Consider the following 26,662-nt stretch of genomic DNA (forward strand, 5'->3'; position numbering starts at 1 on the left):
TATGGGGCAAAAAAAAGCTGACATCCTGGTGCGTTATGCAGGATTGGCAACTGAATTGATAGCCGGACTGGTTATTGGCGTGTACCTGGGCGGATGGCTGGATAAAAAAATGGGTCTTGTAAAACCCGTTTGGCTTTGGCTGTTACCTTTGCTGGTATTGATGGTTTTGTTGATAAAACTGATTAGGGATACTTCAAATCGAAAAGATGACCAAAGAAAATAAACCGGCGGCGGCCTCTATTATTTTATTATTCCTTTTTGTAAATGGGATAGTGTTTTTTTTCAAATCCAACCTGGATGGATGGGGCATTGATAGTAAAGTGATCATCGGCTCCAATGTATTGCTAGGTATTATTGGGGTGTTCAGCGTATTGGCGCAGGAACGTTCTTTGCGCAGTAATAACCCCAATGCATGGATACGGATGGTGATGGTATCCACTTTTATCAAATTGATCGTATTAGGAATTGCTGCGGTTGTCTATATGACAAAAGCAGGTGTTCACAAGAACAAATACGCCATTTTCATATCTATGGGGTTATATGTTTTGTATACCTGGATAGAAGTCCGCACCAGTCTGAAGCTGAATAAAAAATCCAATGCCGGTAACTGAGCATCCCATGCAGGCGCTGGCAGCCTATTTGCCGGAAGGCAGTTTTGAACAAGTGGTGGAATACCTTCATCATTACAAAGTACACCTCACCGTTACCAAACAACGCAAATCGGTGCTGGGCGATTATCGTCACGCGGGAATGGGGCGCAACCATCGTATCAGTATCAACGGCAACCTCAACAAATTCGAATTCCTCATTACTTTATTGCACGAACTGGCACACCTGCTTACATTTGAACAGTATGGCAATAAGGTAGAGTCGCACGGGAGGGAATGGAAGCATTTGTACAGCCACCTGCTCGTGACCTTCATACAGCATAAAATATTTCCTGCCGATATAGAAAAAGCCTTGCAGGCTTCTGTGATGAACCCTGCGGCTACTGCAAACGGAGAGACAGCTTTATTGCTGGTGCTCAGGAAATACAACCCTGTACAAAAAGAAGATCATGTGCACCTGGCCGATCTGCCGGAAGGAGCATTGTTCATGATGGATAACGGTAAAATATTCCGGAAGGGACCCATCCGTCGCAAAAGATTTGATTGCGAAGAAATAAAAACCGGACTGCACTATTCTGTGAGTCCGGTTATAGAAGTTAAAATGATGAAAGAAGTGTGATTAAGCCACTGCCTTTTTCACGAGCGATGCAGCTTCACTGAGTTCGATGGCTGACTGCACTTTGAGTCCGCTTTCATCGATCAGTTTTTTTGCTTCCACCGCATTGGTTCCCTGCAAGCGTACAATGATAGGGATCGTAATATTACCCAGCTTTTTGTATGCTTCGATTACACCGGCAGCTACCCGGTCGCAACGAACGATACCTCCGAATATATTGATGAGAATGGCTTTTACATTGGGGTCTTTCATGATGATGCGGAAGCCGGCTTCAACGGTTTGTGCATTAGCGGTACCACCTACATCGAGGAAGTTGGCTGGTTCACCGCCGCTGAGCTTGATCATATCCATGGTAGCCATGGCCAGACCGGCGCCGTTTACCATGCAACCGACGTTGCCGTCGAGCTTCACAAAGTTGAGGTTGTACTGACCTGCTTCTACTTCGGTAGGATCTTCTTCCGTGATGTCTCTCAGGGCAGCTGTATCGGGATGACGCATCAGGGCATTATCATCGATGTTCATTTTACAATCCACTGCGATGATCTTGTCGTCGCTGGTTTTGAAGAGCGGGTTGATCTCGAGCATACCGCAGTCGAGTCCCACATAAGCATTGTATAAATTGGTAACGAACTTCACGCAGCTCTTGAAAGCTTCGCCGCTCAGGCCCAGGTTGAATGCAATTTTACGTGCCTGGAATCCCTGCAGTCCGCCGCCGGGATATACCCATTCTTTGAAAATTTTGTCTGGCGTATTATGCGCTACTTCTTCAATGTCCATACCACCTTCGGTACTGTACATGATCACGTTCATGCCTTTGGCACGATCGAGCAGGATAGACAGGTAGAATTCTTTAACAGGCTGGGGACCGGGATAATATACATCCTGTGCTACCAGTATTTTACTTACTTTTTTACCGGCGGGACCGGTCTGGATGGTAACCAGGGTACCACCTAAGATATTTTTGGCAATAGTGGCTACGTCTTCCACGGTTTTGGCAACAGCCACTCCACGTTGCTCGGTACCGGCAACCTTACCCTTACCACGGCCTCCGGCATGTATCTGCGCTTTGATAACGGCAAAGCTGTTGCCTGTTTGGGTCTTGATCTGACGGTAAGCTTCTTCTGCAGCCATTACTGTATCAACCGCAATGCCTTCCTGCACAGGTACATTGTACTTTTTCAGTAATTCCTTGGCCTGATATTCGTGGAGGTTCATGTGTGGGAAAATTTTCGCGAAGATAAGTGAATCGGGCATTCATACCATTCGTATTAATTATTTATTGTTCTAACTTTAATTGCCTTATTTTTAGGAGTAACGCTTTTATAAACCAAACCGTGAGAACGTATATGAAAAAAACAATTTTTGCATTGCTGGGTACTGCGTTGTTAGCAGGTATCTATTCTTTCATCCCCCATACCGCTAAAAAAGAGGTAGCTACGTACAGCGTAAGCGCTGAGAAAAGCCGTATCGACTGGGTGGCGGCTAAAAAAACCGCCTATCATACAGGTTTTTTCCCTTTGAAAAGCGGGGAGGTACAGCTCGATGGTAATAAACTGAAGGGCGGCAAATTCGTGATCGATCTGGCCAATCTGAAAGTGACCGATGCCGGTGGTGGTGACAGGCTCACAGGACATTTGAAAACCCCTGACTTCTTTGATGTGGCCAAATTTGGAGAAGCCACTTACGAGATCACAGGAGTGAATTATACATCGGATAATACGGCAGATATCAATGGTACACTTACTTTGAAAGGAGCGAGCTTCCCCGTTAAACTAACGGCTAATATCCGTGGAGTAGATGAGAAGAATTTCTTTGCACAGGCTTTCTTCAGTCTGGACAGGACCACTATAGGTATCAATTTCAACGGACCTGCCAAAGATGTGCAGTTAGCTGTTCACCTTTTTGCCAGCAAATAAGTTTTACTGCCGGCTATTGATACAACATGAGAAAAAGCCCCATGCATTGCGTGGGGCTTTTTTATGGATCAGAGATACCGTTCTTCAACAATGTTTTGATGGTGCTTCAGGTGGCCGAAGATAATGAAGGCAAGTGCATTGGCCGTTGTGCGGTGATTGCTGGAAATGCCGGCAGAAGATAGTTGCTCTTCCGTTAAAGATTGCAGGAGCAGGTTGGTGGACTTCCGCAAGGCCAGGAATTCTTCTTTCAGTGACTGGAAACTTCTTTTGTCGGCCATAGCATTGGCGGCAAAACTGTTTTCATCAAAGGAAGCGTTGGGTGTAGCATCTTTACGGGCAGCACGCAGCAAACGATACACCATGACCCTTTCTGTATCTATCAGGTGCTGCAGGAGATCCTTCAGCGTCCATTTGCCTTCTGCATACCGGTGGTCGGCTTTTGCTTCAGGAAGGTTCAGGTAAAAAGTTTCGATGGGAGCAGCTTCCTGTTCAAGGATGGTCTTTACATCGTTGCTCTTTACTTTGCTGATGTAGGTTTCAAAATAAGGGCCATAATCATTTGCAAGTGGACGTGGCATTATCTGTTGGCTTTGGTGGTATTTTTTTTAATATCGGTCATGACTTTGTATTGTTCTGCCAGCTTCACTGCATTGTATGCGTTGACGATACCGCCGCTTTTGGAAAGATCACTGAAAGATACAACAGATTTTTTATCGCCCGGCTTAAAACTGGGTACCGATGCATCGGGTACCAATACCGATTGCTCGATGATCTTTTTCACTTGTACGGCGCTGAGTTCAGGATAATAAGAGCGGATCAGCGCGGCGAGGCCGGAAACAACCGGTGCCGACATGCTGGTGCCCTGCTGGTTGCCATAGGTATGGGTACCGGGGAGGGTAGAATACATTTTTACACCCGGTGCAAACACGTCTACATGTGTTTTGCCATAATTACTGAAATCAGCCGCAATGCTGCCATTGATCCTGGGATCGCTGCTGGCGCCTACCGTAATAAAATTACCGGCATTGGTGTTCCATTCTTTGAGCCAGGGATTGGGATAGCCTACGGTTGTATCGAGGTTGTAGGATTCATTACCAGATGAGTGCACGATGAGCACATCTTTCATTTCTGCATAATGCACAGCGCTGTCTACCCACATTTTCTCGGGTGAATAATATTTGCCAAAACTCATGTTAATGACTTTGGCACCATTGTCTACCGCATAACGGATAGCCAGTGCTACATCTTTATCGTATTCATCTCCATCCGGTACCACCCTTATCATCATCAGTTTCACGTTATCTGCCACGCCATCGATGCCAATATGGTTGCCGCGTTGGGCGCCGATGAGTCCGCATACATGGGTGCCATGCATAGGCGAAGGACCCATCACATCATTGTTGCCATAGAAGCGGTCGGTAAGACTGTTATAATTATCCTGCACAATCTCTGCCCGGTTATCTTTCACAGACTCTTTCGATTCAAAAGCGGCTTTTTTGCCTTCTACATATTCTTCCAGTTGGCCCAATATGCTCACATTGGTTTCACTGTTCCTTTCTTCATCCGGTATGCCAATCATTTTCATGCTGGTGAGATAAGCCAGTTTGGCTTCTTTGCCGAGCCGGGAAACGGGTTCGAACTTTTCAAGTTTGTCGCAGGTATATTCTTCGCAACCCATTTCATGCCGCAATACTTTATCGTGCCGTTTCAGGGCTTTGCAGGTGATGTCGAGGATCATCAGCTCCATCTGTTCGTCGGGAGAGAAATTCAATTCATTCACAGCTTTGGTCCAGGCCTGGTAATGGTCTTTATCGACTGGAGAAAATGCGCTGGTATCGGGTTTGCCTTCGAACCGGCTTTTCCATTTGTGGAAGATGCGGGCGCGTTCATCGGGCGCTCGTTTGAGATTGCGGCCGTCTTTACCGCCGAGAAAATTCCACCCGTACACATCATCCACATAACCGTTGCCGTCGTCGTCGATACCGTTGCCCGGAATTTCTTTCGGGTTATGCCACAGCATATTTTTCAGGTCTTCATGCGTGGTATCCACGCCGGAATCCAGCACGGCAACCACAACGGGGGTGGACTTCTTCTTTTTGTCTTTCAGGAAATCATAGGCTCTATTCAGGCTGATACCATAAAAGGAATCCTGTGAATGGTCCATCTGGTACCAGTTCCTCGGTATATTATTCTGGGCCTGGCCGCAAACGAAGAAGAGTGGCAACGCCACAACACTTAAAACAATCCCACGATGCATCATCAGTGTAAATTACTTATCCCCGCAAATTTGCAGAATGATAATGATAATATAATGCAACAGGGGCAGTTTTAGGAAAATCTTATCAGAAGACCGGGTTTACACCCACATAATTGGAGGGGGTGATGGATTTTAATTCTTTTTTCAGCGTACTGCTGATTTTCAACGTACTAATGAACTGGTGAATGGCTTTTTTGTCGATGGTATTATTGCCCCTGGTAAGGTCTTTCAGCGCCTCGTAAGGGTTGGGATAATTTTCGCGGCGCAGAATGGTTTGTATGGCTTCGGCCACTACAGCCCAGTTGTTCTCCAGGTCTTCTTTGATTTTGGCCTCGTTCAGCACCAGCTTGCTAAGGCCTTTTTCCAGCGATTTAAGTGCAATGATCACATGCGCTACCGGAACGCCCAGGTTCCGTAAAACAGTGGAATCGGTAAGGTCGCGCTGGAGCCTGCTGATGGGCAGTTTAGCCGATAAATGTTCCAGGAGGGCATTGGCTACCCCCAGGTTGCCTTCGGCATTTTCAAAATCGATAGGGTTCACTTTATGGGGCATGGCCGAGGAACCAACTTCTCCTTTTTTGGTTTTCTGTTTGAAATAATCCATGCTGATATAGGTCCAGCAGTCGCGGCAAAGATCTATGAGGATATTGTTGATGCGCTTCATGGCATCAAAATGTGCCGCGAGATTGTCGTAATGTTCAATTTGCGATGTGTACTGCATGCGTTGCAGGCCCAATACCTGGTCTACAAACTCATTGCCCAGTGTGATCCAGTTCTTTTTAGGGAATGCAACATGATGGGCGTTGAAATTACCGGTAGCACCGCCGAATTTAGCGGCATACGGTATGCTCGAAAACAACTCTACCTGGTTGTGGAGCCTTTCTACAAAAACCATGATCTCTTTACCCAGCCGGGTGGGTGAAGCAGGCTGTCCGTGTGTGCGTGCGAGTAAAGAAATGTCTTTCCATTGTGCAGCCAACTGGTAAAGGTTGTTTTGCAGGTTGATGATGGAAGGCATGTATTCATGCTCCATGCAATGTTTCCAGCTTAGTGGGATAGAAGTATTATTGATGTCCTGTGAAGTGAGTCCGAAATGGATCCACTCTTTCAGTTCTGGTATGCCGGCTTTATCGAGTTGCTCCTTGAGAAAATATTCCACCGCTTTTACATCGTGGTTTGTAATGGATTCGATCTGTTTGATCTGCTGCGCATCGGCGATGCTGAAATCATCGGCCACTTTCTTCAGATGGAGCCTTGCTTTGGCGGGCAGTTTGAAGAATTTTTTATCGGCCAGGAAAAAGAAATACTCGATCTCCACCAACACCCTGTATTTGATCAGTCCGTATTCAGAAAAATATTCATCGAGGTGATGTACTTGTTTGCGGTAACGTCCGTCTACAGGGGAAATGGCGGTGAGTGGGAGCAATTCCATGGTTTAGGGTACTTGTTTTGGGTTTTGGTTAAATAACCGTTCTTTGCATGCAAAAGTAACCTAATTGGACAAGAGAATACGTGTTGGTGTTGTTAGTTATTTAAATACCAGGCCTTTGTTATATGGAATCAGGCGTTCGGACCTGATGAATGAGATGGATCTGATAGAGGAGTACCCATCGCGCATAGCCGGTATGTTGATGGATGATGCGATAGATGTGGGACTGGTTCCGGTAGCCATCATACCCAGGCTGAAAGAGGCACATATCATTACCGATTATTGTATAGGCGCCAATGCCGAAGTGGCTTCCGTGGGCATTTTCAGTGAAGTGCCGATAGAAAAGATCAGTACCGTGTTACTGGATTACCAGAGCCGCACTTCTGTTAACCTGTCAAAAGTGTTGCTGAAAGAGTACTGGAAAAAAGAAGTGGTATTTGAAGATGCGGGTAAGGATTTTCGTTCCTATATCAAAGGTACAACGGCAGGAGTAGTAATTGGCGACAGGGCGTTGGAACAGCGTACGCAATCGGCTTATATATACGACCTGGGGCTGGCCTGGCAAAAACACACAGGGCTCCCTTTTGTTTTTGCAGCATGGGTAGCGAACAAAAAGTTGGGTAAAGACTTTGAAGAAGCATTCAGCCTGGCGAACGGATATGGGTTGCATCATATCGATGAGATCGTGGCGGAAATAGATTGCCCCTGGTATGATATGAAAACCTATTACACAAAAAACATCAGCTACCAGCTGGATGAAGCAAAAAGAAAAGGACTTGACTTGTTTTTGCAAAAGTTATCTCATTTACACTAAAGGGAATTTTTATGATGAAATTAATAAGGAAGTGCTTGCGCATGCTGCGTTACGACCTGGTCAAATATGATGGGAAGAACAAGCTTCCCAGCGATTTTGAACCGCTGCACCAGGAAATCTATCAAAAAGTGGCAGACCGTACCATGACCAGTCCTGAAAGGATTTACAGCCTGGTGCAGGCAGTAAAGTATATCGAAAAACATGCGATCGAAGGTGCAATAGTAGAGTGTGGTGTTTGGAAAGGCGGGAGTATGATGGCGGTTGCCGAAACCCTTACGCATTGTAGTAATCTTAACCGCGAATTGTATTTATACGATACATTCGAAGGCATGTCGGAGCCCACTGCGCATGACAAAACTTTTTTTGGCGCCGATGCTGCTGAGATTCTTGAGTCGGATACCAATAAAGAACGAAACCTGGTATGGGCTTATTCATCGCTCGAAACCGTGCAGCAGGGCATGGCTTCTACCCGTTACCCACAAGACAAGATCAGGTACGTGAAAGGCAAAGTAGAAGATACCATACCGGCCACTTTGCCAGGTAAGATAGCGCTTCTGAGGCTTGATACAGACTGGTATGAATCTACCTTACATGAGATGATTCATCTGTTTCCCCTGCTTGAAAAAGGAGGTGTATTGTTGCTGGATGACTACGGACATTGGGAAGGTGCCCGAAAAGCAGTGGATGAATACATCGAAAAATACCAGCTCAAAATTTTACTAAACAGGATCGACGAAACAGGGCGCATCGCCATCAAACAGTAATACCCTGTTCAATACTAATTTTCTTTTCTGCGGGTGAATAAGGCTAATTTATCTACCACCAAATTGGTAAGATCGGGCGCAATCCGGATATAATAAGTGAGTGGTATAAAAAGTATAAGGAATGCCATGGAACGGATGGCGATATCGATATACAGGTTACTGCTTTGCGGAATGATGCGCACTATCCAATAGATCAATGCTGTGAACAGCAGCATATACAAATGCCTCATCGTATAAGGCTGCAGCCTGAATTTTTTCCATAAAAAGAAATACCGTACACTATTGTACAGCGTTAAGGCAATGAGGTTTGAATAAGCCAGTCCCATCAACCCCAGCCACTTGATCAACACAAAATTCAATGGAATGGAAAGGATGGTATAAAATACATTGGTGTAAAAATCGAAACGCCAGTAATTCGAAGTGCCAATGATCTGTCCATTTACACCAGTGGCCAGGTCCAGCACTTTGGCCAATCCCATTACTAATACTACAGATCCCACAATGGCATAGTTGCCATTGGTTCCGGAAGCAAGTTTATTGAGGAACAGCACCAGGTTGTGAACATTCAACCAAATGAGGCCAAACAGCCCCAGGCCAATGACCAGCAGGTTCGACACACTTTTTTTATAGATGTTGCTGATATTGGCCATGTTCTTATTCTTCCATGATTCCGATAAGACGGGTATACTGATGGAGCTGATGCTTCGCTGTGGAATTTCCAGCGTGGCGCTGACGTAGGTGGCAATGGCGAATATGCCGGTATCGGCCAGACCGCGCAGGCTAATGACAAGAATAGTGTCATTGGTTTTTGCAAGCACATTCAGGAACTGCGCACCGAAAATGAACAGGCTGAATGCGATCATTTTCTTTTTCAGCCGCTTGGTTACACTGCTGATGGGAACAAAATGTAATTTCCATTTTCGGGAACGGATCAACGCAACCAGTAATACTACTGCAGGAATAAGATAAATAATGCTGAAAAGATGTATGAAGGTTGTCATGCCAATCTGGTGGAAAGCATAGGCAACGATGAGCAGCGTGGTGAGCACACGGATACTCGTTTCCTTCAGAAAATTGGTCAGGGTAGTTTTCTTCAAACACCATCCAAATGCCTCGAGCCAGGAAAAAAGCAAAAGACAGAAGGTATACGGATAGATGGTATAAAAGTAATGGGCGAACTGGGGAGACTTGCCCAGTTTTCGAACGATGAAGTCCCTGAAAAAAAAGCCGGCAAGACAGGTGATCACAAAACCGATGCTACAAGCGATGCCGGTGATCATGGGAAGATCGTTTTTGTCAGCACCTGTGTAATCATTATAAAAAGGGAAGAATTTATAGATCGCAGGCAGGGAGCCCAATGTGCAAAGTATCGAAAGGGTAAGCGATATATCTATCATCGCCCGGGTAAGACCTATCTCATCCTGGGATAAGAAACGGGGGAACAAAATGAGGATATTGATGGCGCCAATAATAAAACCGATGAAAATATAGAGCGAAGATTTGACGCTTTGTTTTTGAATGATCCCCATAGTAAAGTTGTGTCCTTATTCAGGAAGTGGTTACCAGCGTGGTTTTTGAATATAGTCACAAAAATAGCCGAATTTTAATATGATGACCTCATAATCAATACTTTTGCCTTTACGCCATTATTCAGATGTCCCATCTTTCCGTTATAACCATTTGTTTTAATAACCTTGAAGAAGTCAAGCTCACCTGCGCTTCTGTGGATGCACAAACTATGAAACCGGCTGAGCACCTGATTGTTGACGGATCTACCAATACTGTTATTGCCGACTGGTTGGCAACCACACCGCAGCCTGCATATAGGAAATGGATGCATATTCCTGGTGAAGGCATTGTGGATAGTTTTAACAGGGGAATTGTGCATGCGGCGGGAGATATAACGCATTTGCTCAACTCTGGGGATTCGTATGCAGAAAATAATGTGATAGAGCAGGTGATAAATTTCTTCAGCCAGCATGAAGCTGTTCAGTGGGTCAGTGCAAAATTACGTACCCTGCGTAGCGGGCATATTGTAGAAGTAGGGAAGCCCTTTGATAAAAATAAGATCTACCGTGGTATGCGCAGTGTGTTGCATCCTACCTGGTTTGTGAAACGGCAGGTGTATGATCGCATCGGGTTGTATGATAAACAGTATCGCATTGCGATGGACTATGATATGATGTGCCGCATTGGAGCGGAACCGTATGCGTTCATTGATATCACTACTACGTATTTTGATAACACCGGTGTGAGCACCATTAAATACCTTGATTCACTGAAAGAGAACATCAAAGCCTATGAATCTCATTTTGGTTATTCCATCAAATGCCGGCTCTGGCAATTCCGTTTAAAAATGCTGCACCTGTTATTGCGGACAGGTTTCGGTAAAGCCTTGTACAGCTTGAAAAAAGCATTGGGCTTAGAAAACCTCTGATGCCTGCCACTTCTCTATTTTTTGTATTAATTGACCGGTGGTTACCGATGCATAAGGAATGTCGACCACGAACTCATATTCAGGCGGAACAGTTGCTGATGAAGCAATAGCTGTCATTACTTGTTCGGGATAAAAAGCAAAAAAATTAGCAGCAACGGCCGGCGGATAAGGCGCGAAACGTTTGTATTGAGAACCGTTGAAAATACCGAATACTGTACAACCCACTGCTGCGGCCAGGTGAACAGAACCCGTATCAACAGACAACAGGCATCGGGCGCCACGGAGTACAGAAAGCAACTGGGGTAATGATGTTTTTCCCGACAGGTTGATAAAGGGATGACAGTATTGATCGCAAAAAGCCGTTGTATAAGGTTCGTCATTGGCCGCGCCGCATACAACGGCAGTATAGCCTCTTTGTTCGTACAAATAATTGCTCACCGTTACAAAATGACCGGTTGGCCATATACGCGACGGATGCCGAGAGCCGGGAAAGACCACGAAATATTTATCTGGTAACGGAGCTTCAACAACAGGTAACTGATCGGTCTGTATTTGTGTATTGAGCACGCTGGAAGCGGCACCCGTTACGAATTCGGTGAACAAACGGTTTCGGAGAAATTCAAAAATGGGTTTCTCCTGCAACGTGAATAATTGATCGTATAAGCGGGTATCGTATCCTTTTTGGTAAGACTTTATATTCTCTGCATTGGCTTGCATGCCTATGGCATAAGTTGCTTTTGCAGCTTTTACAATGGCGTCATCATTGCGCAGATCACGAGAGAAAGTAGGATTGATGACAACATCAAAATGACAGAAAAATATTTTCCTCAAATAACTGAAACGATACCGCAGGTCTTTTTTGAAACGTTGCTTGTCTATCCAGTGCACTTCATCAACCAGCTTGCTGTCGAACAGGTTGAACAAGCTTTTCCAGCTTTGATTACCGCATAGATGAATTTCATGGTCTTTGAATTTTTCTGCCGAAACGATCTCTTTCAAAAAGTTACGCCAGAGTATATAATCGCCGATCTCATCAATGCGGACAATAAGCAAACGGGGTGCTGTTTTTTTACGAGAACCGGCTCTTGCGGCAAGGGAGGTGAGATCGTATAAGACGCCTTTTAATCTGTTTAGCATAACCCAAAAAACTTTATCTTAGCTCATTTAATCATTTGTTTACTTTCTGCATGGTATCCAAAGACTTCAATCCGGGCGTCAGGCATCCTTTATATTTTATCCGCAAGGGGTTGTATAACAAAATTAGTCTTTATAGCGGAGAATTGAAGGGGCGCGTGCTGGATTTTGGATGTGGCGCCAAGCCTTACCGTTCCTTATTCCAGCATGTGGATGCTTATATTGGGGTTGACTACGCCAGTGAAGGGCATAGCCATCAAAACGAAGAGATCGACGTGTACTATGACGGAAAAACCCTACCATTCGAAAATGAAAGTTTTGATGCGTTGTTCAGCTCGGAAGTGTTTGAACATGTATTCGGACTGGCACAAATATTACCAGAGATCAACCGGGTACTGAAAAAGGATGCTAAAATACTTATTACCTGCCCTTTTCTGTGGGAAGAGCACGAAGAGCCGGTTGATTATGCGAGGTATACCCGTTTTGCTTTGCAGGATATGTTGACGAAGAATGGATTTGAGATACTGATAACAGACAAGAACGGACACATGGTTCGTGCCATGCACCAGGCATTCATTGTGTACCTGCATGATTACTGGTTGCACAAAGTGCCTTTCTTTTCCAGGTTCAACCTTTTCAAAAAAATCATACGACAGGCTGTGATTCCTTCCCTGAACTGCCTGTTCCTGCTTTTTGAACCGCTTTGGCCGAAATACGACAAGCTTTATTTGAATACCATAATCCTCGCACAAAAGAAAGGATGAAGAAGATACTGTATACCGTTTGTTCTGCTAATCACCTGGCTCATTGCCAAACGATGGTACAATCTTTTTTACAATTCAACCCTGGTTATGAAGTGGTGATCGGATTGGTAGACAAGATCAATGGCCGATTCGATCCGCAACGGCTTGCGCCCTGCCGCCTGTTGGAAGTAGATACACTGGCAATCCCCGGCTTCGATCAAATGGCGAAGCAGTACACGGTTATTGAACTGAACTGCGCCATGAAAGCTTTTCTGGCTGCGTATATCATGGATCACTATGCACCTGATATATTGTTATACCTGGATGCTGATATATGGGTATTCGATTCTTTTGATTTAATAGAAGAGCGGTTAAAAGATCATGAAATAGTATTGACGCCGCATTTCATGGAACCGATGCCGGATAACGAATTGCTGCCACGCGAGCGCGATCTGCTTCGTTCAGGGTTGTACAATGCCGGGTTCCTTGGATTTAAGGCAGGAGAAAATACCAGTCGTTTCATCCATTGGTGGTGCGGACATATGGCCAATGAATGTTACTATCGATTTGAAGAAGGAATGGGGGTAGACCAAAACTGGCTGAACCTGGTTCCATTCTTCTTTGAGAAAGTGCATGTGCTCAAAGAAAAACGGGCGAACGTGGCTTACTGGAATCTTCATGAGAGAACCGTTACTAAAACGAGCAACAGATGGATGGTGAATGAGCAGGAGCCTTTGTTATTTCTGCACATCAGCGGCTATCGTTTCAGTACACCTGAGATACTATCCAGGCACCAGACCCGGTTCAATCTGGCAGATATGCCGGCATTGAATGAATTATTACACGCTTATAAACAGCAGGTCGCTTCGAATGGGTACGATGCTTTCATTGATCTTCCTTGTGCATTTGCAAAACCTGTGAAAAAATCAACCGGCCTGATGAGAACACTGAACCGGCTGTTGTCGCCAACAGGATGGAAACTGTCTAAAGTTTAGTGATTTTCAATGCCAGCACAACATTATAATCGATCTCGCAATTACTGCTGAACAAAACCTCAAAGGAGATACCCTGTAATTCCTGCAGGTGATGCATCATGGTATCATAACCCATATTGGCGTGTATATGATAAGGGTTAGCGGTAATGCCCATCTTACGGCAATAACGTTCGTATTTGGGTTGATCGGGAAAAGCCAGTACCAGATTCCCACCACTCTTTAATATGCGTATGAATTTCCGAAGTGCATCTTTTGTGTCGGTAAAGTCTTCTATGAGGTGACTCGAATACACATAATCATAGGTATTATCAGGCACGGGTATTTCACTGTTGATAACATCGCATGGAATATCCACTTTGTCTTCACCGGTATGGGTATAGGGCTTGGCATAATCGATACCATCACAATCGATCTTCTTTATTTTATCGCCACCAAAGCCAATGTCACAGCCTTTGCCCTCGCAATAGGGAAGTACCCATTTGCGCACCTTGCCTGTTTCTGACCGGGGCCCGAAACGAATTCCCCATTTTTCCAGTGTACCCCTTATTTTTCTTTTCAGAACGAAAATATCCATCGTAAAAAATATTAGTATCCCAACAATCCTTTTAAAGCATCGATCCTGAACTGGATAACCGGCCATGCTTTTGCCGGGTGCCCCGCGAGTGAATATTTGATACCCAGTATTACCGAAGCACCCAGTTTAAAAAAGTATTCCGCAATTTTGTTATAATAAGCCATCCTGCCAATGGCTTTGACCCTTACCTGTTCTCCTCTTCCTATACCACTTGCCACGCGGTACATATATTCGGCAGTCAACTTTTTTACTTCAACCACATGTTCAACAGATATGGCAGGATCATAGTATATGGGTTTGCCCATCGCCTGTAATTTGAAAAAGAATTCTTTTCCTTCACCACCGATGCGCAATGTGCCAGCTACACCAGGCAATGCTGTGTTGAATCCGTTGACGGCTACAAAATCTTCTTTTCTCACGATCATATTGGATTCCAGCGGGTACTTGCCGGGTTTGAAAATCGCTACTTCCTGTGCATAATCAAAGTTGCCTACCAGTGAGGAAACATAATAACTCATCCATTTCGGCTCGGCAGGGATATACCTGGGTGTGATCCTTCCGCCTAACCCTCCCGCATCGGCATGTTCGTTGAAAAAAGATACAATGCGCTCCAGGTAATCAGGTGCTGCAACGGCATCATCATCCATGAAACACAATAGGGGAGCGCGGCTCAGGGCTGCTCCAGTATTCCTGGCAAAAGAAGCGCCTTGTTTGTGTTCATTGAGAAAATAGAACTGCGCATCGGGATGCGCACTGATATAGTTTTCACAAATCGCGGCCGTATTATCAGATGAGTTGTTGTTGACGATGATCACCTCGTAATAAGATTTATCGAGACTTTGCCCGTAAAGGCTATTCATGGCATCCGTAATATAATCGGCACGGTTATAAGTGCAAACAACTACTGATATCTTGGGCGCTGTATTCATGAATGAGACCTGTTCCTGCGGAACTCCATCACCGCAGCACTTGCCAATAACAGCCATATCAGAAATGAAGCGCCTACTGAAGCTTTGACACTGTTGTAATAAGAAGCCGGTCTGAATTCAAACATAATGGTATGTTCTCCCGGAGGAACTGCCAGTCCACGCAATACATAGTTGGTTTGTACAATCGGAGCCTCTTTGCCGTCGATGGTAGCCTTCCAGCCACTTCCATAATATATTTCACTGAACACGGCAAACTGGTTGGTTTTGCTGTTCGAATGATATTTAATCTCGTCGTTGTCGTTATACACTTGTGAGATATGTGCGGTACTGTCGAATACAGGTTCAAAAGGAATATCTTTTTTAAACCTGTTTTCTACAATGGCCGTGTCTTTGGCGTTGAAGTGATCCATAGCCTTCATCGCCGTAACCGGGTCGGCGGCATACTTAATCTGTTTCACAAACCAGGCATGTCCCAATGCATCGGGATTTACTTGCAACATGGGCTGTCCGTTCTGCTGGTTGGGGAAGATAAAATATTTGGTATTGAGCATATCCAGCACCTGCATATTGAATGGCTGTTTACGAAGCTGGAAATTCAGCAGGTCGTCATAGATACTCAATTTAGCCGGGTGATAGCCGCCAACAGACCGGTGGTGGTATGAAGTGATGGCGTCGGAAAAAGGATCGCCGGTCAGGTTGAATACCCGCGGGCGAGTAGTATCTTTCAATATTTCAAGATCAACTGGAGTTGGGCGGAAATTATTATCGTTCAACGTTTCCTGCTCCTGGAAATTATTGTCGTTCAGGTATCTTTTGTCTACAGTGAGCAGGTCGAAAGAACCGAGCAATATCAGTGCGATCATGGCATAGACCGGCTTCAGTTTATTTTTAACAGCCAGCCACAACAAAGAAACAGCTACAGCGATCAACAGGATACTGCGTAACAAGTCCGCACCGAATATCGACTTACGGTCTTCACGCAGTGCATTATAAAAGGCATTCGCTTCTTCCTGTTTACCACCCAGCAGCTGAGTCAGGTATGCTTTGAGGTTGGTATCACTGCTGCTTATATAATCGAATGAAAGATAAAAACCCGCAGCTATTACCAGGAACCCGCCTGCTATATAAGCAGCGGTCTTGAGTTTTTTAAGTGCTTCTGCTTTATTGGTCTCGTCAAACAGGAACTGTTGTAATGTAAGTACTGCTACCAACGGGAACAATAATTGTGGAAGAATGAGAATGATGCTGGGAGCCCTGAATTTATTATACAGCGGCAGGTGATTGAACAAGAAAGTGTTGACCCCTTCGAGGTTTTTCCCCCAACTCATGATCATCGCTATTATGCATACCGCAAGTATCCACCATTTATGCCATGTCTTCAAATACACCATACCGAAAATGAACAGGAAACAGATCACGGCGCCCAGGTATACGGGTCCTGAATTGGCAGGCTGTTCTCCCCAATAGGTACTATTGGATGCGAGTTGCGTGAACTGCATGGCCTGTTCCTCCGGGATACCTTTTTCAGTGGCCAGTTTATAAAAGCGTGAGCCGGCATCAAGCTGGCTGGGGCCTCCATAGATACCCGGTATGAGGTAGGTAAAACTCTCCGCCTTGCCGTAACTCCCATAAGTAAAAGCATAGTCGATAGATAAGCCGCTACTCTTCTTGAAAGATTGGGTATGATTACTAGTGTCTACGCTGAGCGTGCTTCCGCCACGCATGGTTGCTTTGGCATAATCGGCCGTAGTTGCAAGGGTTACCATATTGGTCAGGGCTCCGAGACCTGCTGATACTATTACGATACCCAATGAATACGCCAGGTGTTTATAGTCTTTTTGTTTGATCCATTGAATGGCGAAAGCAATACCCATGATGCCCGCCATGAGAATAAAATAATAAGAGACTTGCGGATGGTTCATGCCCACCAGCAGACTGGTAAACAAGGCGGTGAGCGCAGCACCCCACCAATATTTTTTCTGAAAAACAAGCCATACAGCTCCTAACAGCGCAGGCATATAGCCCATGGCCTGTATTTTGGTATCGTGACCCACCGCTGCCAGTATGGGACTATACGTAGCATACGCATAAGCAAGTCCACCCAGGATACCCAGCCATGGCTTGATGCGTAATACCTGGCATAAAAAATAAAAACTGATGCATAAAAGGAAGAAGAATCCTGCCGGCTTGGGGAGGAAAAGCATGAAGAGTTGATGAAAATAAATGGGAGAGAAGATATTGTCGGCCCCCAGCGCTACCTGGTAACCAGGCATACCCCCAAACAGGTTATTGTTCCATAAAGGCCAGTGGTTATCGTGTTTTTGTTTATAATTCACCATGTCCTGCGCCATCCCCTGCCAATGTATCACATCGGATTGAGCGAGTACTTTACCTTCCAGCGCAGGTTTACAGTAGATCACTGCCACAAGAACAAATACAGCTACTGCAATGGCATGGGGTAATATTGCTTTCCACTGGAAATTCTTCATGATTCCTTTTTTACGATGTTGGCAAACCTACAGGAAAAATATTTGATTTTTATAGCACAGATGGTTATTTATATACAGCTGGACTGTAATTTGTGGAGAATATGAAGAGTCTCGCTTTCCTTTCCCGGTTGGCCCTGATCTGTAACCTGCTGTTCATTGTTTGCCTCATCATCCAGCGAACCCATGATTTCATTGGCAGGGCAGAAGTGAGTCATACAATTATTGTGCTGGGTTGGTTCATAGCACCCTTACTGAATTTAATGGTGCATAGCTGGTATGGGGTCAGGCTGATAAAAAAAGAACCTGTTTTATTGCCCAAATGGCTCATCATCGTTAATTTGTCGGTATTGTTTTTACAATTCTTCATTTTTTTTATACTCCCCTGATGATACACAGCATACTGAAAGACAAACCCACCAAATTGTTTTTAGGAATCAGCGCTTTTTTTGTAGCCAACGCACTCATCGCAGAATGCATTGGCGGAAAGATTTTTTCGCTGGAAAAAGTTTTCGGATTGAACCCGGTTCAATTCAACTTGTTCGGACAGTCAGGCATGTCGTTCAATCTCACCTGTGGTGTGTTGTTATGGCCGCTTGAATTTGTGATTACCGATGTAGTAAATGAATATTACGGACCGAAAGCCGTGCGAAGAATCAGTTATACCGCGGTAGCGCTGATAGGTTATGCCTTCCTGATGTTTTACCTGGCCATGCAGATAGCGCCTGCCAATTTCTGGATTGCGTCCAAACAGGCCGATGGGATACCCAATATGCAGCAGGCATTTAGCGGGATATTCGGACAAGGTATGTGGATCATCCTGGGTAGTCTTACCGCATTCCTCGTAAGCCAGATCGTGGATGTTACCGTATTTCACCGCATTAAAAAAGTTACCGGTCACAAATGGGTTTGGTTGAGGGCAACAGGCTCTACGGTTGTATCGCAACTGGTGGATAGTTTTGTAGTGCTTTTTATTGCTTTTAAAATAGGTAATGGCTGGAGCTGGCAATTGGTGCTAGCCATTTGTTTTGTAAACTATTTGTATAAATTTACAATGGCGGTAGTACTTACGCCACTGATTTACCTGATCGAAGGAAAGATAGAACGGTATGTGGGACATGAAACAGCCCACAAAATGAAGCTGGCGGCGATGGGCAAATCGGAAGAGTGAGCTGCTTAAATACAGCTTAAAATGAACCTCTTTTTTTGATGCTGGCATAGTTGTAGGCAACTTTGCAGCGATTTTAAATAAACCCTATGAAACGATTATTTATCCTTGCATGCTTCTCTTTTTGTATCCTGACCCAATTGACGGCGCAGGACAGCAGCCATACCTCCCAATGGCGTTTTTCGGCCGGAATCAACCTTTTAACTGTTCCAACGTATAACATCGTTGGCACCGATACAGGTTTTAACAACTCGTTTTCTTTAGGCCCAACCCTTTCCCTTGGTAGCAGCAGTGGTTTTGCTATCAGCTATTCGCCACGGTTTGTAATGGGTGGCGCGAATAAAGGATTGTATATGCATGCAGTGAGTGTGGGTTTTTCCCGTTACGACCTGCCTGTTTTTGATTATGCCATTACTTATGGACATTATTTTTTTACCGGTAACAAAAGCGTTCCCTATTCGCCCATGAGCAATGAAATATATGGCGACCTGACCTACAAAAAAACCTGGTTGAGGCCTTATATCGCTGCAGGAATCGGATTTGGAAAAGATACTTCAGCAAGACCTGCTTCTTCAGTAAGTGATATTGGATTGACGGCAGGCTTTAGCCATTCATTCGATTGGGAGAGTGGAGATGTTGGGTTTTCAATGATCCCTTCTGTGGGATTGAATGCCGGAACAAACGATTATTTTTCCTTCCTCAATATTACCAAGTACATAGGTCATAATTCAAAGTCTGTTAGCTACGTGAAGAAAGGTAGCGGAGGAACTGCAAGAAGCGGAGGCAGACGCGGCGGAGGGGGTACCAGCACAGGAGGAGGAACCACCACCTCTACTACTGCTGCAGCACAGGGTTTTGGTATAACCAATGTGCAACTGAATCTTGAATCATCTGTTGACATCAATAATTTGTCTATTCGCCCTACTGTAAGCCTCTTCATTCCTGTAGGAAATGCAGCAACGGGGAACAGTACCACAGCCTTCTGGCAATTGGTGTTCGAATATAAGTTCTAAGCTACTGAGTGCTGTTCGAGCACTTTCCGGACAACGATCTTATCAATGGGCAGGGTCATGATATCTTCATGAACCTGTTCCCATAGGATCCAACGAAAGACCTCACTTTCTCCTTGCGGATCAGCTACCTGGTGGGGAGCAAAATCGAAGGGACGGTCTTTTGTTTCTAGTTGCATGGGTTCTGTTGCATGTACGTAATAGTAAATGGAGATGATCTGGTCGCCTGGATGAAAAGCGGAAGGCTGGTAATAATCGGTGGTATAAATATGGTCGCCGATGTTTACAGAGAGACCGGTTTCTTCCATGAACTCGCGTTTGAGACAATCCCTCGTGCCTTCGCCGAATTCCAATCCTCCTCCGGGCAGTTTGGTGAAATACCCGCCGCGAATGAATTCATCGCTTACGAGTAAACGTTGACGACTGTCGAGCAGGATGCCATATACTCTAACGTTTATTTTTGCCATATCAGAACCATTTCTTTTTCATGAAATACCAGCTGATGATCACCGATGCGATTAGCGAAAGTACGATTGAGACATAGAATGCATATGGAGAATGCATATAGGGTATGCCTACGTTCATGCTATATATACCGGCCACTAACGCGGGAAATGAAATTATGATGATAATAGCCGTCAGGCGCTTCATCACACTATTCAGGTTATTGCTGATGATGCTGGCAAAAGCATCGAGTGTGCTGGTGAGGATATTTGTGTAAGTATTAGCCATTTCAAGGGCCTGGCTGGTATCCACGATCAGGTCGTTCAGGAATTCGCGTTCTTCTTCATTCAGTCCCAGGAAATTACTTCTCTCCAGTTTCATCATCAACATCTCATTGCCGCGCAGGGCAGTGACGAAATACACAAGACTTTTTTGTATCCGCATGAGGTTGAGCAGATCTTCGTTGCTGTTGCTTTTGTACAAACTTGTTTCATATTGGTTACGGCGGTGGTTGATCTCTTTGAGGAATTCCATGAAATTCTGCACCACTTTCTCAAACACTTTCAGGATCATCATATTCTTTTTGTCGGGATGACGTTTCTGAAAAGAGTTGAGGAATTTTTTGATGGCTCCATTGTCGAATGAGTTTACCGTAACAATCTGGTTGTGCGTTAGGATGATGCAGATGGGAATAGTGATATAGTATGCATCGCTGTCGTTGAAAGAATTATTTTCGGTAGGCGTTTTGATAACAATGAACCGCACATTGTCTTCCAGTTCATAACGCGGCCGTTCGTCTATATCCAGTGAATCGCGCAGGAAAGCGATGGGTATTTCCAGTTTTTCTCCCAATTCAATGAATTCTTCTTCCTTGAAAGGAGGAACAAGATTCACCCAGATGCCCGCTTCCGGTTTATTGATTTCAATCGTTTGACCGTCTTGGTTCTTAAAGTATTGTATCATTGGCTATATCTCTATCTCCCCTTTGAATACAAATGTCGCTGGTCCGCATAACCAGATATTCTCAAAACTGTGTTCCCCTGTCTTGTCGAATTCAACCGCGAGGTGTCCGCCCAGGGTCTGCACTTCCACCTGGTTGAATCCTTTGTCGTTATGAGCAGAAATCAGTGCAGAGGCAGTAGCACCCGTTCCGCAACTGAAGGTTTCATCTTCCACACCACGTTCATAGGTTCGTACAATGATTTTTTTATCATCGTTCTCTACAAAATTCACGTTAATGCCTTCGGCTTCAAAGTCCTTGCTATAACGGATTTCTCTGCCTGCTTTGAAAACATCGAGGTCCATCACATGGTGAACGTTCTTGACATAATGCGGAGAACCGGTATCGAGCAAAAGGTCGCCATGGTATTCTTTTACATCGCTTACATCCTGCATTTTAAGCCTGATCCAACCATTTTCGCCAAGCTCTGCTTGGTGATCGCCGTCTACTGCCCTGAATAAATAGTTTGCTTTGTGGATACCCCTGTCGAATGCAAAGCGGGTCAGACAACGGCCTCCATTGCCGCACATGCTGCTCTCACGGCCATCGGCATTGTAATAAGCCATTTCAAAATCATAGCCATCCAGCTTATTGAGGAGCATCAGGCCATCTGCCCCGATGCCGAAACGCCTGTCGCACAAAAATTTCACTTGCTGGGTATTGAGTGAAATGGAACCATCCCTGTTATCGAGGATCACAAAATCATTTCCGGTGCCCTGGTATTTGTAAAAATTAAGTTGCATGTTGTTCAAATTCAAAAGCCAAAACTAATATTATTGCTGTTTAATTCATCGCCAGTATTTCTAGTGTTTTTACGATCAATTGTTCTATAGCGGCCGCACTATCTTTACTGAATTCTTTTTTTACCCTGTTCGCCACAATAGCGCTGAGGCTCAAACAATGATGACCCAACAATTTCCCGATGCCATAGATGCCACTGGTCTCCATTTCAAAATTAGTGATGCGATGATTGCCAAAACGAAATGCGGTGAGCAGGTCTATGAAATCCGGGTTCACGAGGCCCAGTCGCAGCACCCTGCCCTGTGGACCATAAAAACCCGGACAGGTAACGGTGATGCCGTGGTAGAACCCTTCCACAAAATGTTTCAATACAGCGGCACCTGCACCGGCAATATACGGAGCAGCCATGCCACCTGTTAACTGCGTATGAGCAGTAAATGCTTTGAGTATATGCAGGTCCTCATCGTTGTTTTCCTGGCGGTAAAAATTCAGCAGGTTGTCCACCCCTAATCCATGTGTGCTGGCCACAAAACTGTCTACCGGTATATCGGCTTGCAAAGAGCCGGAAGTGCCTACGCGCACAATGGTCAATTTAGTGAGTTCCTGTTTGACCGTTCTGGCCGTAAAATCAATATTTACCAAAGCATCCAGTTCATTCAATACAATATCGATATTATCGGTGCCGATGCCTGTAGAAACCACTGAAATCCTTTTCTTTCCAATACGGCCGGTATGTGTTACAAATTCACGGTGTTGGTATTTTCCTTCGATGCTGTCGAAATGCTTGCTAACTTCCTGTACCCGGTCGGGGTCGCCCACCGTAATGACAGTAGGAGCCAGTTCTTCCGGTCTGAGGTTCAGGTGATAAACTGCCCCTCGATTATTAATGATCAACTCGCTTTCCGCTATGCGATTCATGGTCCCTTCTTTGTTCTGTACAAATCTCGTGTATTCAGGCAAAGAATTTAGAATTTTGAAATTCAGCCGTTTACTTTATTTTCGCAGCCTGAATAAGAGAAGGTCCTGTGGCCGAGTGGCTAGGCAGAGCTCTGCAAAAGCTTCTACACCAGTTCGAATCTGGTCGGGACCTCTTTTTTTCCTATAAATTCGTATATTCGTACGGTACTCTACATGCTCTTTCTTCGGTTCGGTTGACCATATCTTTTGCGTGACCTGTTGCACGCGTTCATTTCTTGCACATATTTTTCGAAGCCTGCCGCCTGCGTTTCTTGCCTGCGATCCGTATCTGTTTTTCTAAAACGAACAAAATCAACACACTATGAAAAAGAAAGGTTTTCTTATTGACATGGATGGGGTAGTGTACAAAGGCAGCGAGCCTATCCCCGGTGCAGTAGCATTTATCAATGGCCTGCGTGAGCAAGGGTTTCCCTTCCTGTTCCTGACCAATAACAGCCAGCGTACGGCCAGGGACGTCTGTTATAAGCTGCGCAAAATGGGCTTTCATGTAAGCGATGAAGATATCTTCACCTGTGCAATGGCTACAGCCCGGTACCTGGTTTCGAGAAAAGAACAGGGTACCGCTTATGTGATAGGGGAAGGCGGCCTGCTAACAGAACTTCATAATATTGGTTACTCTATTGTAGACGATCATCCCGATTATGTGATCATCGGTGAAGGAAGAACGATCATGCTGGAATCGGTTGACAAAGCCATCAACATGATCATGGGTGGGGCCAAACTGATTGCCACCAACCTGGATCCGAATTGCCCGGTAGGCAATGAGAAATACAGGGCAGGTTGTGGTGCGTTTGTTGCCATGCTGGAATTTGCCACAGGCAAACAAGCATTCAGTGTGGGTAAACCCAGCCCGGTGATGATGCGTATGGCCAGGAAGATATTGGGATTGTCTACCGCGGAGACCATCATGATCGGGGATACCATGGGCACCGATATCCTGGGCGCCGGCTCCATGGGGTTCACCACTGTACTTACTTTATCGGGCGTAACGAAAGAAGAGGACCTGGATCATTATGGATACACACCCGATTTCATCATACCCTCTGTGAAGAGTTTGCTGGATGAAGCATTGTTTACAAAAGTACTGTCCAAACAACACGAACAATTTTCATACGATGATCACACGATGATCCTGCATTAAATAAAAAGAGAGCGGCTGAGGAATCAGCCGCTTTGTCTATCCTGTATTCAAAACCAACCCGTAAGAAACGGGTACCTAAACTCATGGATAATAGTAAACTTTTTACATCGGCCGGATTTGTTTTAAGAAATAAAAGTAACGATCGCGAAAAGTATCAGTGTGGCCACTATAGCCGGTAATACCAATGCCAGGATCATACCGAGTTTATCGGGGATTGTTTTTTTCTTCATGCGTATTGGGTTTAGTTAATGAATTGGTTTAGCCCTCCAGTGTAAGTCAACAAGCGTGCCAATCTGTTTGAGCCAGGCACAGCTTGAGTTTCATCGTACCTGTTGATGATAGATGTAAGAGAATGAGCCTGAGCCTGTATAAAAAGAAAGCGGCTGAAGAATCAGCCGCTCTGTCTATCCTGTATTTAAAACCAAACCCGCAGGCACGGGAATCCTAAGCCTTATTTACTTGTGCAGTGTAACAGTAGGAAGGTCTGTTTCATTTCCTTTCATTACCTGTACATTAGTGATCGTAGTGTCCCTGTATCCGTTACTTGATTTGAACGATACACTGTAAGTGCCAGTCTTTAATCCACGAATCTTGAATTCTCCATTACCTGCTTCTGGAATCGCTGTTGCAGTATCTGTTCCGGAATAAGCTTTTACCATTGCATGTGCATCGAGCGGTAATACTTTGCCTTCAATGCTGCCGGATTGCTCCATGCTGAATGCTTTTAATGCCGGTTTCAGGTAAAACTGACCATTGTACTCACGGATGGATTCTGAAAGATCAAAGTCAATCCAAAGACCTACCTGGCCACCTGCATTATCGAGATCTTCATCGTCAATTTTTACATAGAGATAGTTGTTCTGACCGGGAGCCAGGATCAGCGGTTGTGATACATTATTGGCTAACACCACTGAATTGTTAGTACCCAGGGTAATCCGGATCTTCTCGATCCTGCCCACAGGGATATTACCAGTGGCCAATACAGTGTCCAATCCATTCCTGAGTTTCATGATATCATACACACCAGGTCTGATGTGCAGGGTATCCCATTTACCAAACTGGTCATGGTCTGTCCCGTCATCATCACTGTCTTTATCAGCATCGCTGAAATGGCTGTCGTGATTCAAATCAGGGTCGATTTTAACTTCCACTGTTTTAACATCAATGAAGACGTCGTTGAAAAGTGCAGGGTCATCTGTCAAATGCACTGTCAGGGATTTGTTTTGCGGAGTGCTCGCCGATTTGTTACAGGCGATTGCAAAAAATAATAAGAGAACCGGCAATACCATTGCCATCATCATGCCGAAGCGTTTCAAAGTAATTTTTTTCATACATCTGGGTTTTTGATAAGGATACCAGCTATCTGCCAGGCTAAATGCAACAAGTATGCCAGCCTGTTGCGCAACTGTGTTTTATAAGAAGACAATGGAGTGGGAGGAAGGTCCTAGTGGGAAGGCCAAAAAGATAAAAATAATTTCTAAAGAAGATACTTCACTTATAATTAACTACTTATGCATTATTATCAACTTATTCTTGTTGCGAATCCTGCAAATGGCTGTACGATTGCAAGCAAGCGGGACAAAGACAATTATCAAATTGTTCCCTCAATAAAGCGAGGGTGGGTGCATCAACACGGACCGATTCGCACCAGCAGCCCGGCGCTTCATTCTTGCAGCCAAACGTGGTTCCGCATTTTGAGCAGGTCTTTTGCATGGGATGCTAAATTAATATTATTATGTAGTAGCAATACCGTATATGCCCTACATTTAATTTGCAGAATATTTAAATGAACGCATGTATGCAGGAGGATATCATCAACCAGATCAGTAACCGTTTGCGGGAGCTCAGAAAGGATAAGAACATCACATTGCAGGAACTGGCCGATGCTGCAGGCGTTTCCAAGGGAATGCTCAGCCAGGTAGAAAACAACCGCAGTATCCCTTCTTTAACGGTATTGCTCAACCTGATCAGGTCTTTGCAAATAGACTTCAACGAATTCTTTAAAGATATCAACCTGCTCACCACCGATCATAAAGTGATCTACCGGAAAAAAGAACAATACCAGCCTTTCGAAAAAGAGAATGCCCATGGGTTCTTTTATCAACGGCTGTTTTCTACCACCGTGCACGATTACCATGTGGATTTTGTAATGCTGCGGCTGGAAAGCAATGCAGAACGCCAAATGGTAAGCACAGATGCTTTTGAGTTCAAATACCTGCTCAAGGGCAAAGTGGAATATACCATCGGTGAGGAAACCTACCTCATGGAAGAAGGCGATTCTCTTTTTTTCGACGCAACCGACATGCATAACCCCCGCAATGTTGGCAAAGAAGACGCCTTGCTGTTGGTGATCTACTTTTTCAAAAACAAAGCTGTATAGTTTTTTAAATACATATTTGTTTAGTATTTGTGAACATTAAGCCCTTTTAAAGGGTTTGTTGTTTACAAATACTTTACTTTTAGTTAACTTTAACTAAA

Annotated in this window: 29 protein-coding genes and 1 tRNA gene; 15 read left to right on the forward strand and 15 right to left on the reverse strand. The window is 44.8% G+C overall.

Translation table 11 applies throughout. From position 1 onward, the window contains the following. Window position 1 precedes the first annotated feature (1 nt). The 3 genes from SEDOR53_RS0110930 to SEDOR53_RS0110940 are packed head-to-tail and all read left to right on the forward strand — an operon-like array spanning window position 2 to window position 1,227. Window positions 2-223 (forward strand): AtpZ/AtpI family protein, encoded by a 222-nt coding sequence (locus SEDOR53_RS0110930; protein WP_026769759.1) that lies wholly within the window; start codon window positions 2-4, stop codon window positions 221-223. Further along, window positions 207-611 carry a hypothetical protein gene (locus SEDOR53_RS0110935; RefSeq protein ID WP_026769760.1) on the forward strand — a complete coding sequence of 135 codons (405 nt, stop codon included), beginning with the start codon at window positions 207-209 and terminating at the stop codon, window positions 609-611. Before SEDOR53_RS0110930 ends, SEDOR53_RS0110935 begins: the two co-directional genes overlap by 17 nt. Beyond that, window positions 598-1,227 carry a SprT-like domain-containing protein gene (locus SEDOR53_RS0110940; protein ID WP_026769761.1) on the forward strand — a complete coding sequence of 210 codons (630 nt, stop codon included), beginning with the start codon at window positions 598-600 and terminating at the stop codon, window positions 1,225-1,227. Before SEDOR53_RS0110935 ends, SEDOR53_RS0110940 begins: the two co-directional genes overlap by 14 nt. Here the strand turns inward: SEDOR53_RS0110940 and sucC are convergent, their stop codons facing one another. Further along, complete coding sequence (sucC, locus tag SEDOR53_RS0110945) at window positions 1,228-2,439, reverse strand: ADP-forming succinate--CoA ligase subunit beta (RefSeq protein ID WP_026769762.1); 1,212 nt, start codon at window positions 2,437-2,439, stop codon at window positions 1,228-1,230. A 131-nt stretch (window positions 2,440-2,570) separates the two neighbouring features. Between sucC and SEDOR53_RS17775 the strand changes: the two genes are divergently transcribed. Next, window positions 2,571-3,140 (forward strand): YceI family protein, encoded by a 570-nt coding sequence (locus tag SEDOR53_RS17775; RefSeq protein ID WP_051416603.1) that lies wholly within the window; start codon window positions 2,571-2,573, stop codon window positions 3,138-3,140. 68 nt (window positions 3,141-3,208) lie between these two features. Here the strand turns inward: SEDOR53_RS17775 and SEDOR53_RS0110955 are convergent, their stop codons facing one another. From SEDOR53_RS0110955 to purB, 3 genes are all read right to left on the reverse strand, one after another. Next, a complete protein-coding gene (locus SEDOR53_RS0110955; RefSeq protein WP_026769763.1) occupies window positions 3,209-3,718 on the reverse strand; it encodes a DinB family protein in 510 nt (169 codons plus the stop codon). Continuing rightward, on the reverse strand, window positions 3,718-5,400 hold the full coding sequence (locus SEDOR53_RS0110960; RefSeq protein ID WP_084220412.1) for a S8 family peptidase: 1,683 nt from the start codon (window positions 5,398-5,400) through the stop codon (window positions 3,718-3,720). The genes SEDOR53_RS0110955 and SEDOR53_RS0110960 overlap by 1 nt, the downstream gene beginning before the upstream one ends. Window positions 5,401-5,482: 82 nt before the next feature. Further along, the gene (gene purB, locus SEDOR53_RS0110965; RefSeq protein ID WP_026769765.1) at window positions 5,483-6,829 is read right to left on the reverse strand and encodes an adenylosuccinate lyase; all 1,347 of its coding nucleotides are present in this window, start codon (window positions 6,827-6,829) and stop codon (window positions 5,483-5,485) included. 64 nt (window positions 6,830-6,893) lie between these two features. On the opposite strand from purB, the gene SEDOR53_RS0110970 reads away from it, so the two are divergent. Further along, window positions 6,894-7,640: a menaquinone biosynthetic enzyme MqnA/MqnD family protein gene (locus SEDOR53_RS0110970; protein ID WP_026769766.1), complete on the forward strand. Its 747-nt coding sequence runs from the start codon at window positions 6,894-6,896 to the stop codon at window positions 7,638-7,640. A gap of 11 nt (window positions 7,641-7,651) precedes the next feature. After that, window positions 7,652-8,404, forward strand: a complete 753-nt coding sequence (locus tag SEDOR53_RS0110975) for a TylF/MycF/NovP-related O-methyltransferase (protein WP_026769767.1) — start codon at window positions 7,652-7,654, stop codon at window positions 8,402-8,404. Window positions 8,405-8,418: 14 nt separating this feature from the next. Here the strand turns inward: SEDOR53_RS0110975 and SEDOR53_RS0110980 are convergent, their stop codons facing one another. Continuing rightward, complete coding sequence (locus SEDOR53_RS0110980) at window positions 8,419-9,933, reverse strand: lipopolysaccharide biosynthesis protein (RefSeq protein WP_026769768.1); 1,515 nt, start codon at window positions 9,931-9,933, stop codon at window positions 8,419-8,421. Between the two features lie 125 nt (window positions 9,934-10,058). Here SEDOR53_RS0110980 and SEDOR53_RS0110985 point away from each other — a divergent pair, with 125 nt between their 5' ends. Continuing rightward, entirely contained in the window at window positions 10,059-10,841 is a 783-nt protein-coding gene (locus SEDOR53_RS0110985; RefSeq protein WP_026769769.1) for a glycosyltransferase, read from the forward strand. On the opposite strand, the gene SEDOR53_RS0110990 is transcribed toward SEDOR53_RS0110985, so the two are convergent. Beyond that, window positions 10,827-11,978 carry a glycosyltransferase family 9 protein gene (locus SEDOR53_RS0110990; protein WP_026769770.1) on the reverse strand — a complete coding sequence of 384 codons (1,152 nt, stop codon included), beginning with the start codon at window positions 11,976-11,978 and terminating at the stop codon, window positions 10,827-10,829. The genes SEDOR53_RS0110985 and SEDOR53_RS0110990 overlap by 15 nt on opposite strands. A 50-nt stretch (window positions 11,979-12,028) precedes the next feature. Here SEDOR53_RS0110990 and SEDOR53_RS0110995 point away from each other — a divergent pair, with 50 nt between their 5' ends. Both SEDOR53_RS0110995 and SEDOR53_RS17780 read left to right on the forward strand, forming a co-directional pair. Further along, window positions 12,029-12,739, forward strand: coding sequence for a class I SAM-dependent methyltransferase (locus tag SEDOR53_RS0110995; RefSeq protein ID WP_037327942.1), 711 nt, complete (start codon window positions 12,029-12,031; stop codon window positions 12,737-12,739). After that, window positions 12,736-13,713: a hypothetical protein gene (locus SEDOR53_RS17780; protein ID WP_051416605.1), complete on the forward strand. Its 978-nt coding sequence runs from the start codon at window positions 12,736-12,738 to the stop codon at window positions 13,711-13,713. The genes SEDOR53_RS0110995 and SEDOR53_RS17780 overlap by 4 nt, the downstream gene beginning before the upstream one ends. Here SEDOR53_RS17780 and SEDOR53_RS0111005 read toward each other — a convergent pair. The 3 genes from SEDOR53_RS0111005 to SEDOR53_RS0111015 are packed head-to-tail and all read right to left on the reverse strand — an operon-like array spanning window position 13,703 to window position 17,705. Then, on the reverse strand, window positions 13,703-14,287 hold the full coding sequence (locus SEDOR53_RS0111005) for a methyltransferase domain-containing protein (RefSeq protein ID WP_026769772.1): 585 nt from the start codon (window positions 14,285-14,287) through the stop codon (window positions 13,703-13,705). The two genes, SEDOR53_RS17780 and SEDOR53_RS0111005, sit on opposite strands and share 11 nt — an antisense overlap. Before the next feature lie 11 nt (window positions 14,288-14,298). Next, window positions 14,299-15,216, reverse strand: a complete 918-nt coding sequence (locus SEDOR53_RS0111010; RefSeq protein ID WP_026769773.1) for a glycosyltransferase family 2 protein — start codon at window positions 15,214-15,216, stop codon at window positions 14,299-14,301. After that, a complete protein-coding gene (locus SEDOR53_RS0111015) occupies window positions 15,213-17,705 on the reverse strand; it encodes a YfhO family protein (RefSeq protein ID WP_026769774.1) in 2,493 nt (830 codons plus the stop codon). The genes SEDOR53_RS0111010 and SEDOR53_RS0111015 overlap by 4 nt, the downstream gene beginning before the upstream one ends. Window positions 17,706-17,806: 101 nt before the next feature. Between SEDOR53_RS0111015 and SEDOR53_RS0111020 the strand changes: the two genes are divergently transcribed. The 3 genes from SEDOR53_RS0111020 (at window position 17,807) to SEDOR53_RS0111030 (ending at window position 19,883) form a co-directional block, all read left to right on the forward strand. Then, window positions 17,807-18,091: a hypothetical protein gene (locus tag SEDOR53_RS0111020; RefSeq protein WP_026769775.1), complete on the forward strand. Its 285-nt coding sequence runs from the start codon at window positions 17,807-17,809 to the stop codon at window positions 18,089-18,091. Then, entirely contained in the window at window positions 18,091-18,873 is a 783-nt protein-coding gene (locus tag SEDOR53_RS0111025; RefSeq protein ID WP_026769776.1) for a queuosine precursor transporter, read from the forward strand. The genes SEDOR53_RS0111020 and SEDOR53_RS0111025 overlap by 1 nt, the downstream gene beginning before the upstream one ends. An 86-nt stretch (window positions 18,874-18,959) precedes the next feature. Beyond that, window positions 18,960-19,883, forward strand: a complete 924-nt coding sequence (locus SEDOR53_RS0111030; RefSeq protein ID WP_026769777.1) for a hypothetical protein — start codon at window positions 18,960-18,962, stop codon at window positions 19,881-19,883. Here SEDOR53_RS0111030 and SEDOR53_RS0111035 read toward each other — a convergent pair. The 4 genes from SEDOR53_RS0111035 to SEDOR53_RS0111050 are packed head-to-tail and all read right to left on the reverse strand — an operon-like array spanning window position 19,880 to window position 22,983. After that, entirely contained in the window at window positions 19,880-20,347 is a 468-nt protein-coding gene (locus SEDOR53_RS0111035) for an NUDIX hydrolase (RefSeq protein WP_026769778.1), read from the reverse strand. The two genes, SEDOR53_RS0111030 and SEDOR53_RS0111035, sit on opposite strands and share 4 nt — an antisense overlap. Window position 20,348: 1 nt before the next feature. Further along, on the reverse strand, window positions 20,349-21,287 hold the full coding sequence (locus SEDOR53_RS0111040) for a magnesium transporter CorA family protein (RefSeq protein WP_026769779.1): 939 nt from the start codon (window positions 21,285-21,287) through the stop codon (window positions 20,349-20,351). A gap of 3 nt (window positions 21,288-21,290) precedes the next feature. After that, window positions 21,291-22,067: a diaminopimelate epimerase gene (dapF, locus tag SEDOR53_RS0111045; RefSeq protein WP_026769780.1), complete on the reverse strand. Its 777-nt coding sequence runs from the start codon at window positions 22,065-22,067 to the stop codon at window positions 21,291-21,293. A 40-nt stretch (window positions 22,068-22,107) separates the two neighbouring features. Then, on the reverse strand, window positions 22,108-22,983 hold the full coding sequence (locus SEDOR53_RS0111050; RefSeq protein ID WP_026769781.1) for a nucleoside phosphorylase: 876 nt from the start codon (window positions 22,981-22,983) through the stop codon (window positions 22,108-22,110). Between the two features lie 101 nt (window positions 22,984-23,084). Here SEDOR53_RS0111050 and SEDOR53_RS0111055 point away from each other — a divergent pair. Then, window positions 23,085-23,155, forward strand: a tRNA-Cys gene (locus tag SEDOR53_RS0111055). A gap of 189 nt (window positions 23,156-23,344) precedes the next feature. Next, window positions 23,345-24,184, forward strand: a complete 840-nt coding sequence (locus SEDOR53_RS17785) for an HAD-IIA family hydrolase (protein ID WP_037361087.1) — start codon at window positions 23,345-23,347, stop codon at window positions 24,182-24,184. A gap of 455 nt (window positions 24,185-24,639) precedes the next feature. Here SEDOR53_RS17785 and SEDOR53_RS0111065 read toward each other — a convergent pair whose 3' ends face one another. Together SEDOR53_RS0111065 and SEDOR53_RS19495 are read right to left on the reverse strand one after the other, a co-directional pair. Then, entirely contained in the window at window positions 24,640-25,515 is an 876-nt protein-coding gene (locus SEDOR53_RS0111065; protein WP_026769782.1) for a DUF4382 domain-containing protein, read from the reverse strand. 196 nt (window positions 25,516-25,711) lie between these two features. Then, window positions 25,712-25,897, reverse strand: a complete 186-nt coding sequence (locus SEDOR53_RS19495) for a cysteine-rich CWC family protein (RefSeq protein ID WP_084220415.1) — start codon at window positions 25,895-25,897, stop codon at window positions 25,712-25,714. An 85-nt stretch (window positions 25,898-25,982) separates the two neighbouring features. Between SEDOR53_RS19495 and SEDOR53_RS0111080 the strand changes: the two genes are divergently transcribed. After that, entirely contained in the window at window positions 25,983-26,564 is a 582-nt protein-coding gene (locus tag SEDOR53_RS0111080; protein WP_026769784.1) for a helix-turn-helix domain-containing protein, read from the forward strand. Window positions 26,565-26,662: the final 98 nt, after the last annotated feature.

This window comes from Asinibacterium sp. OR53 (assembly GCF_000515315.1).
Lineage (GTDB): Bacteria > Bacteroidota > Bacteroidia > Chitinophagales > Chitinophagaceae > Sediminibacterium.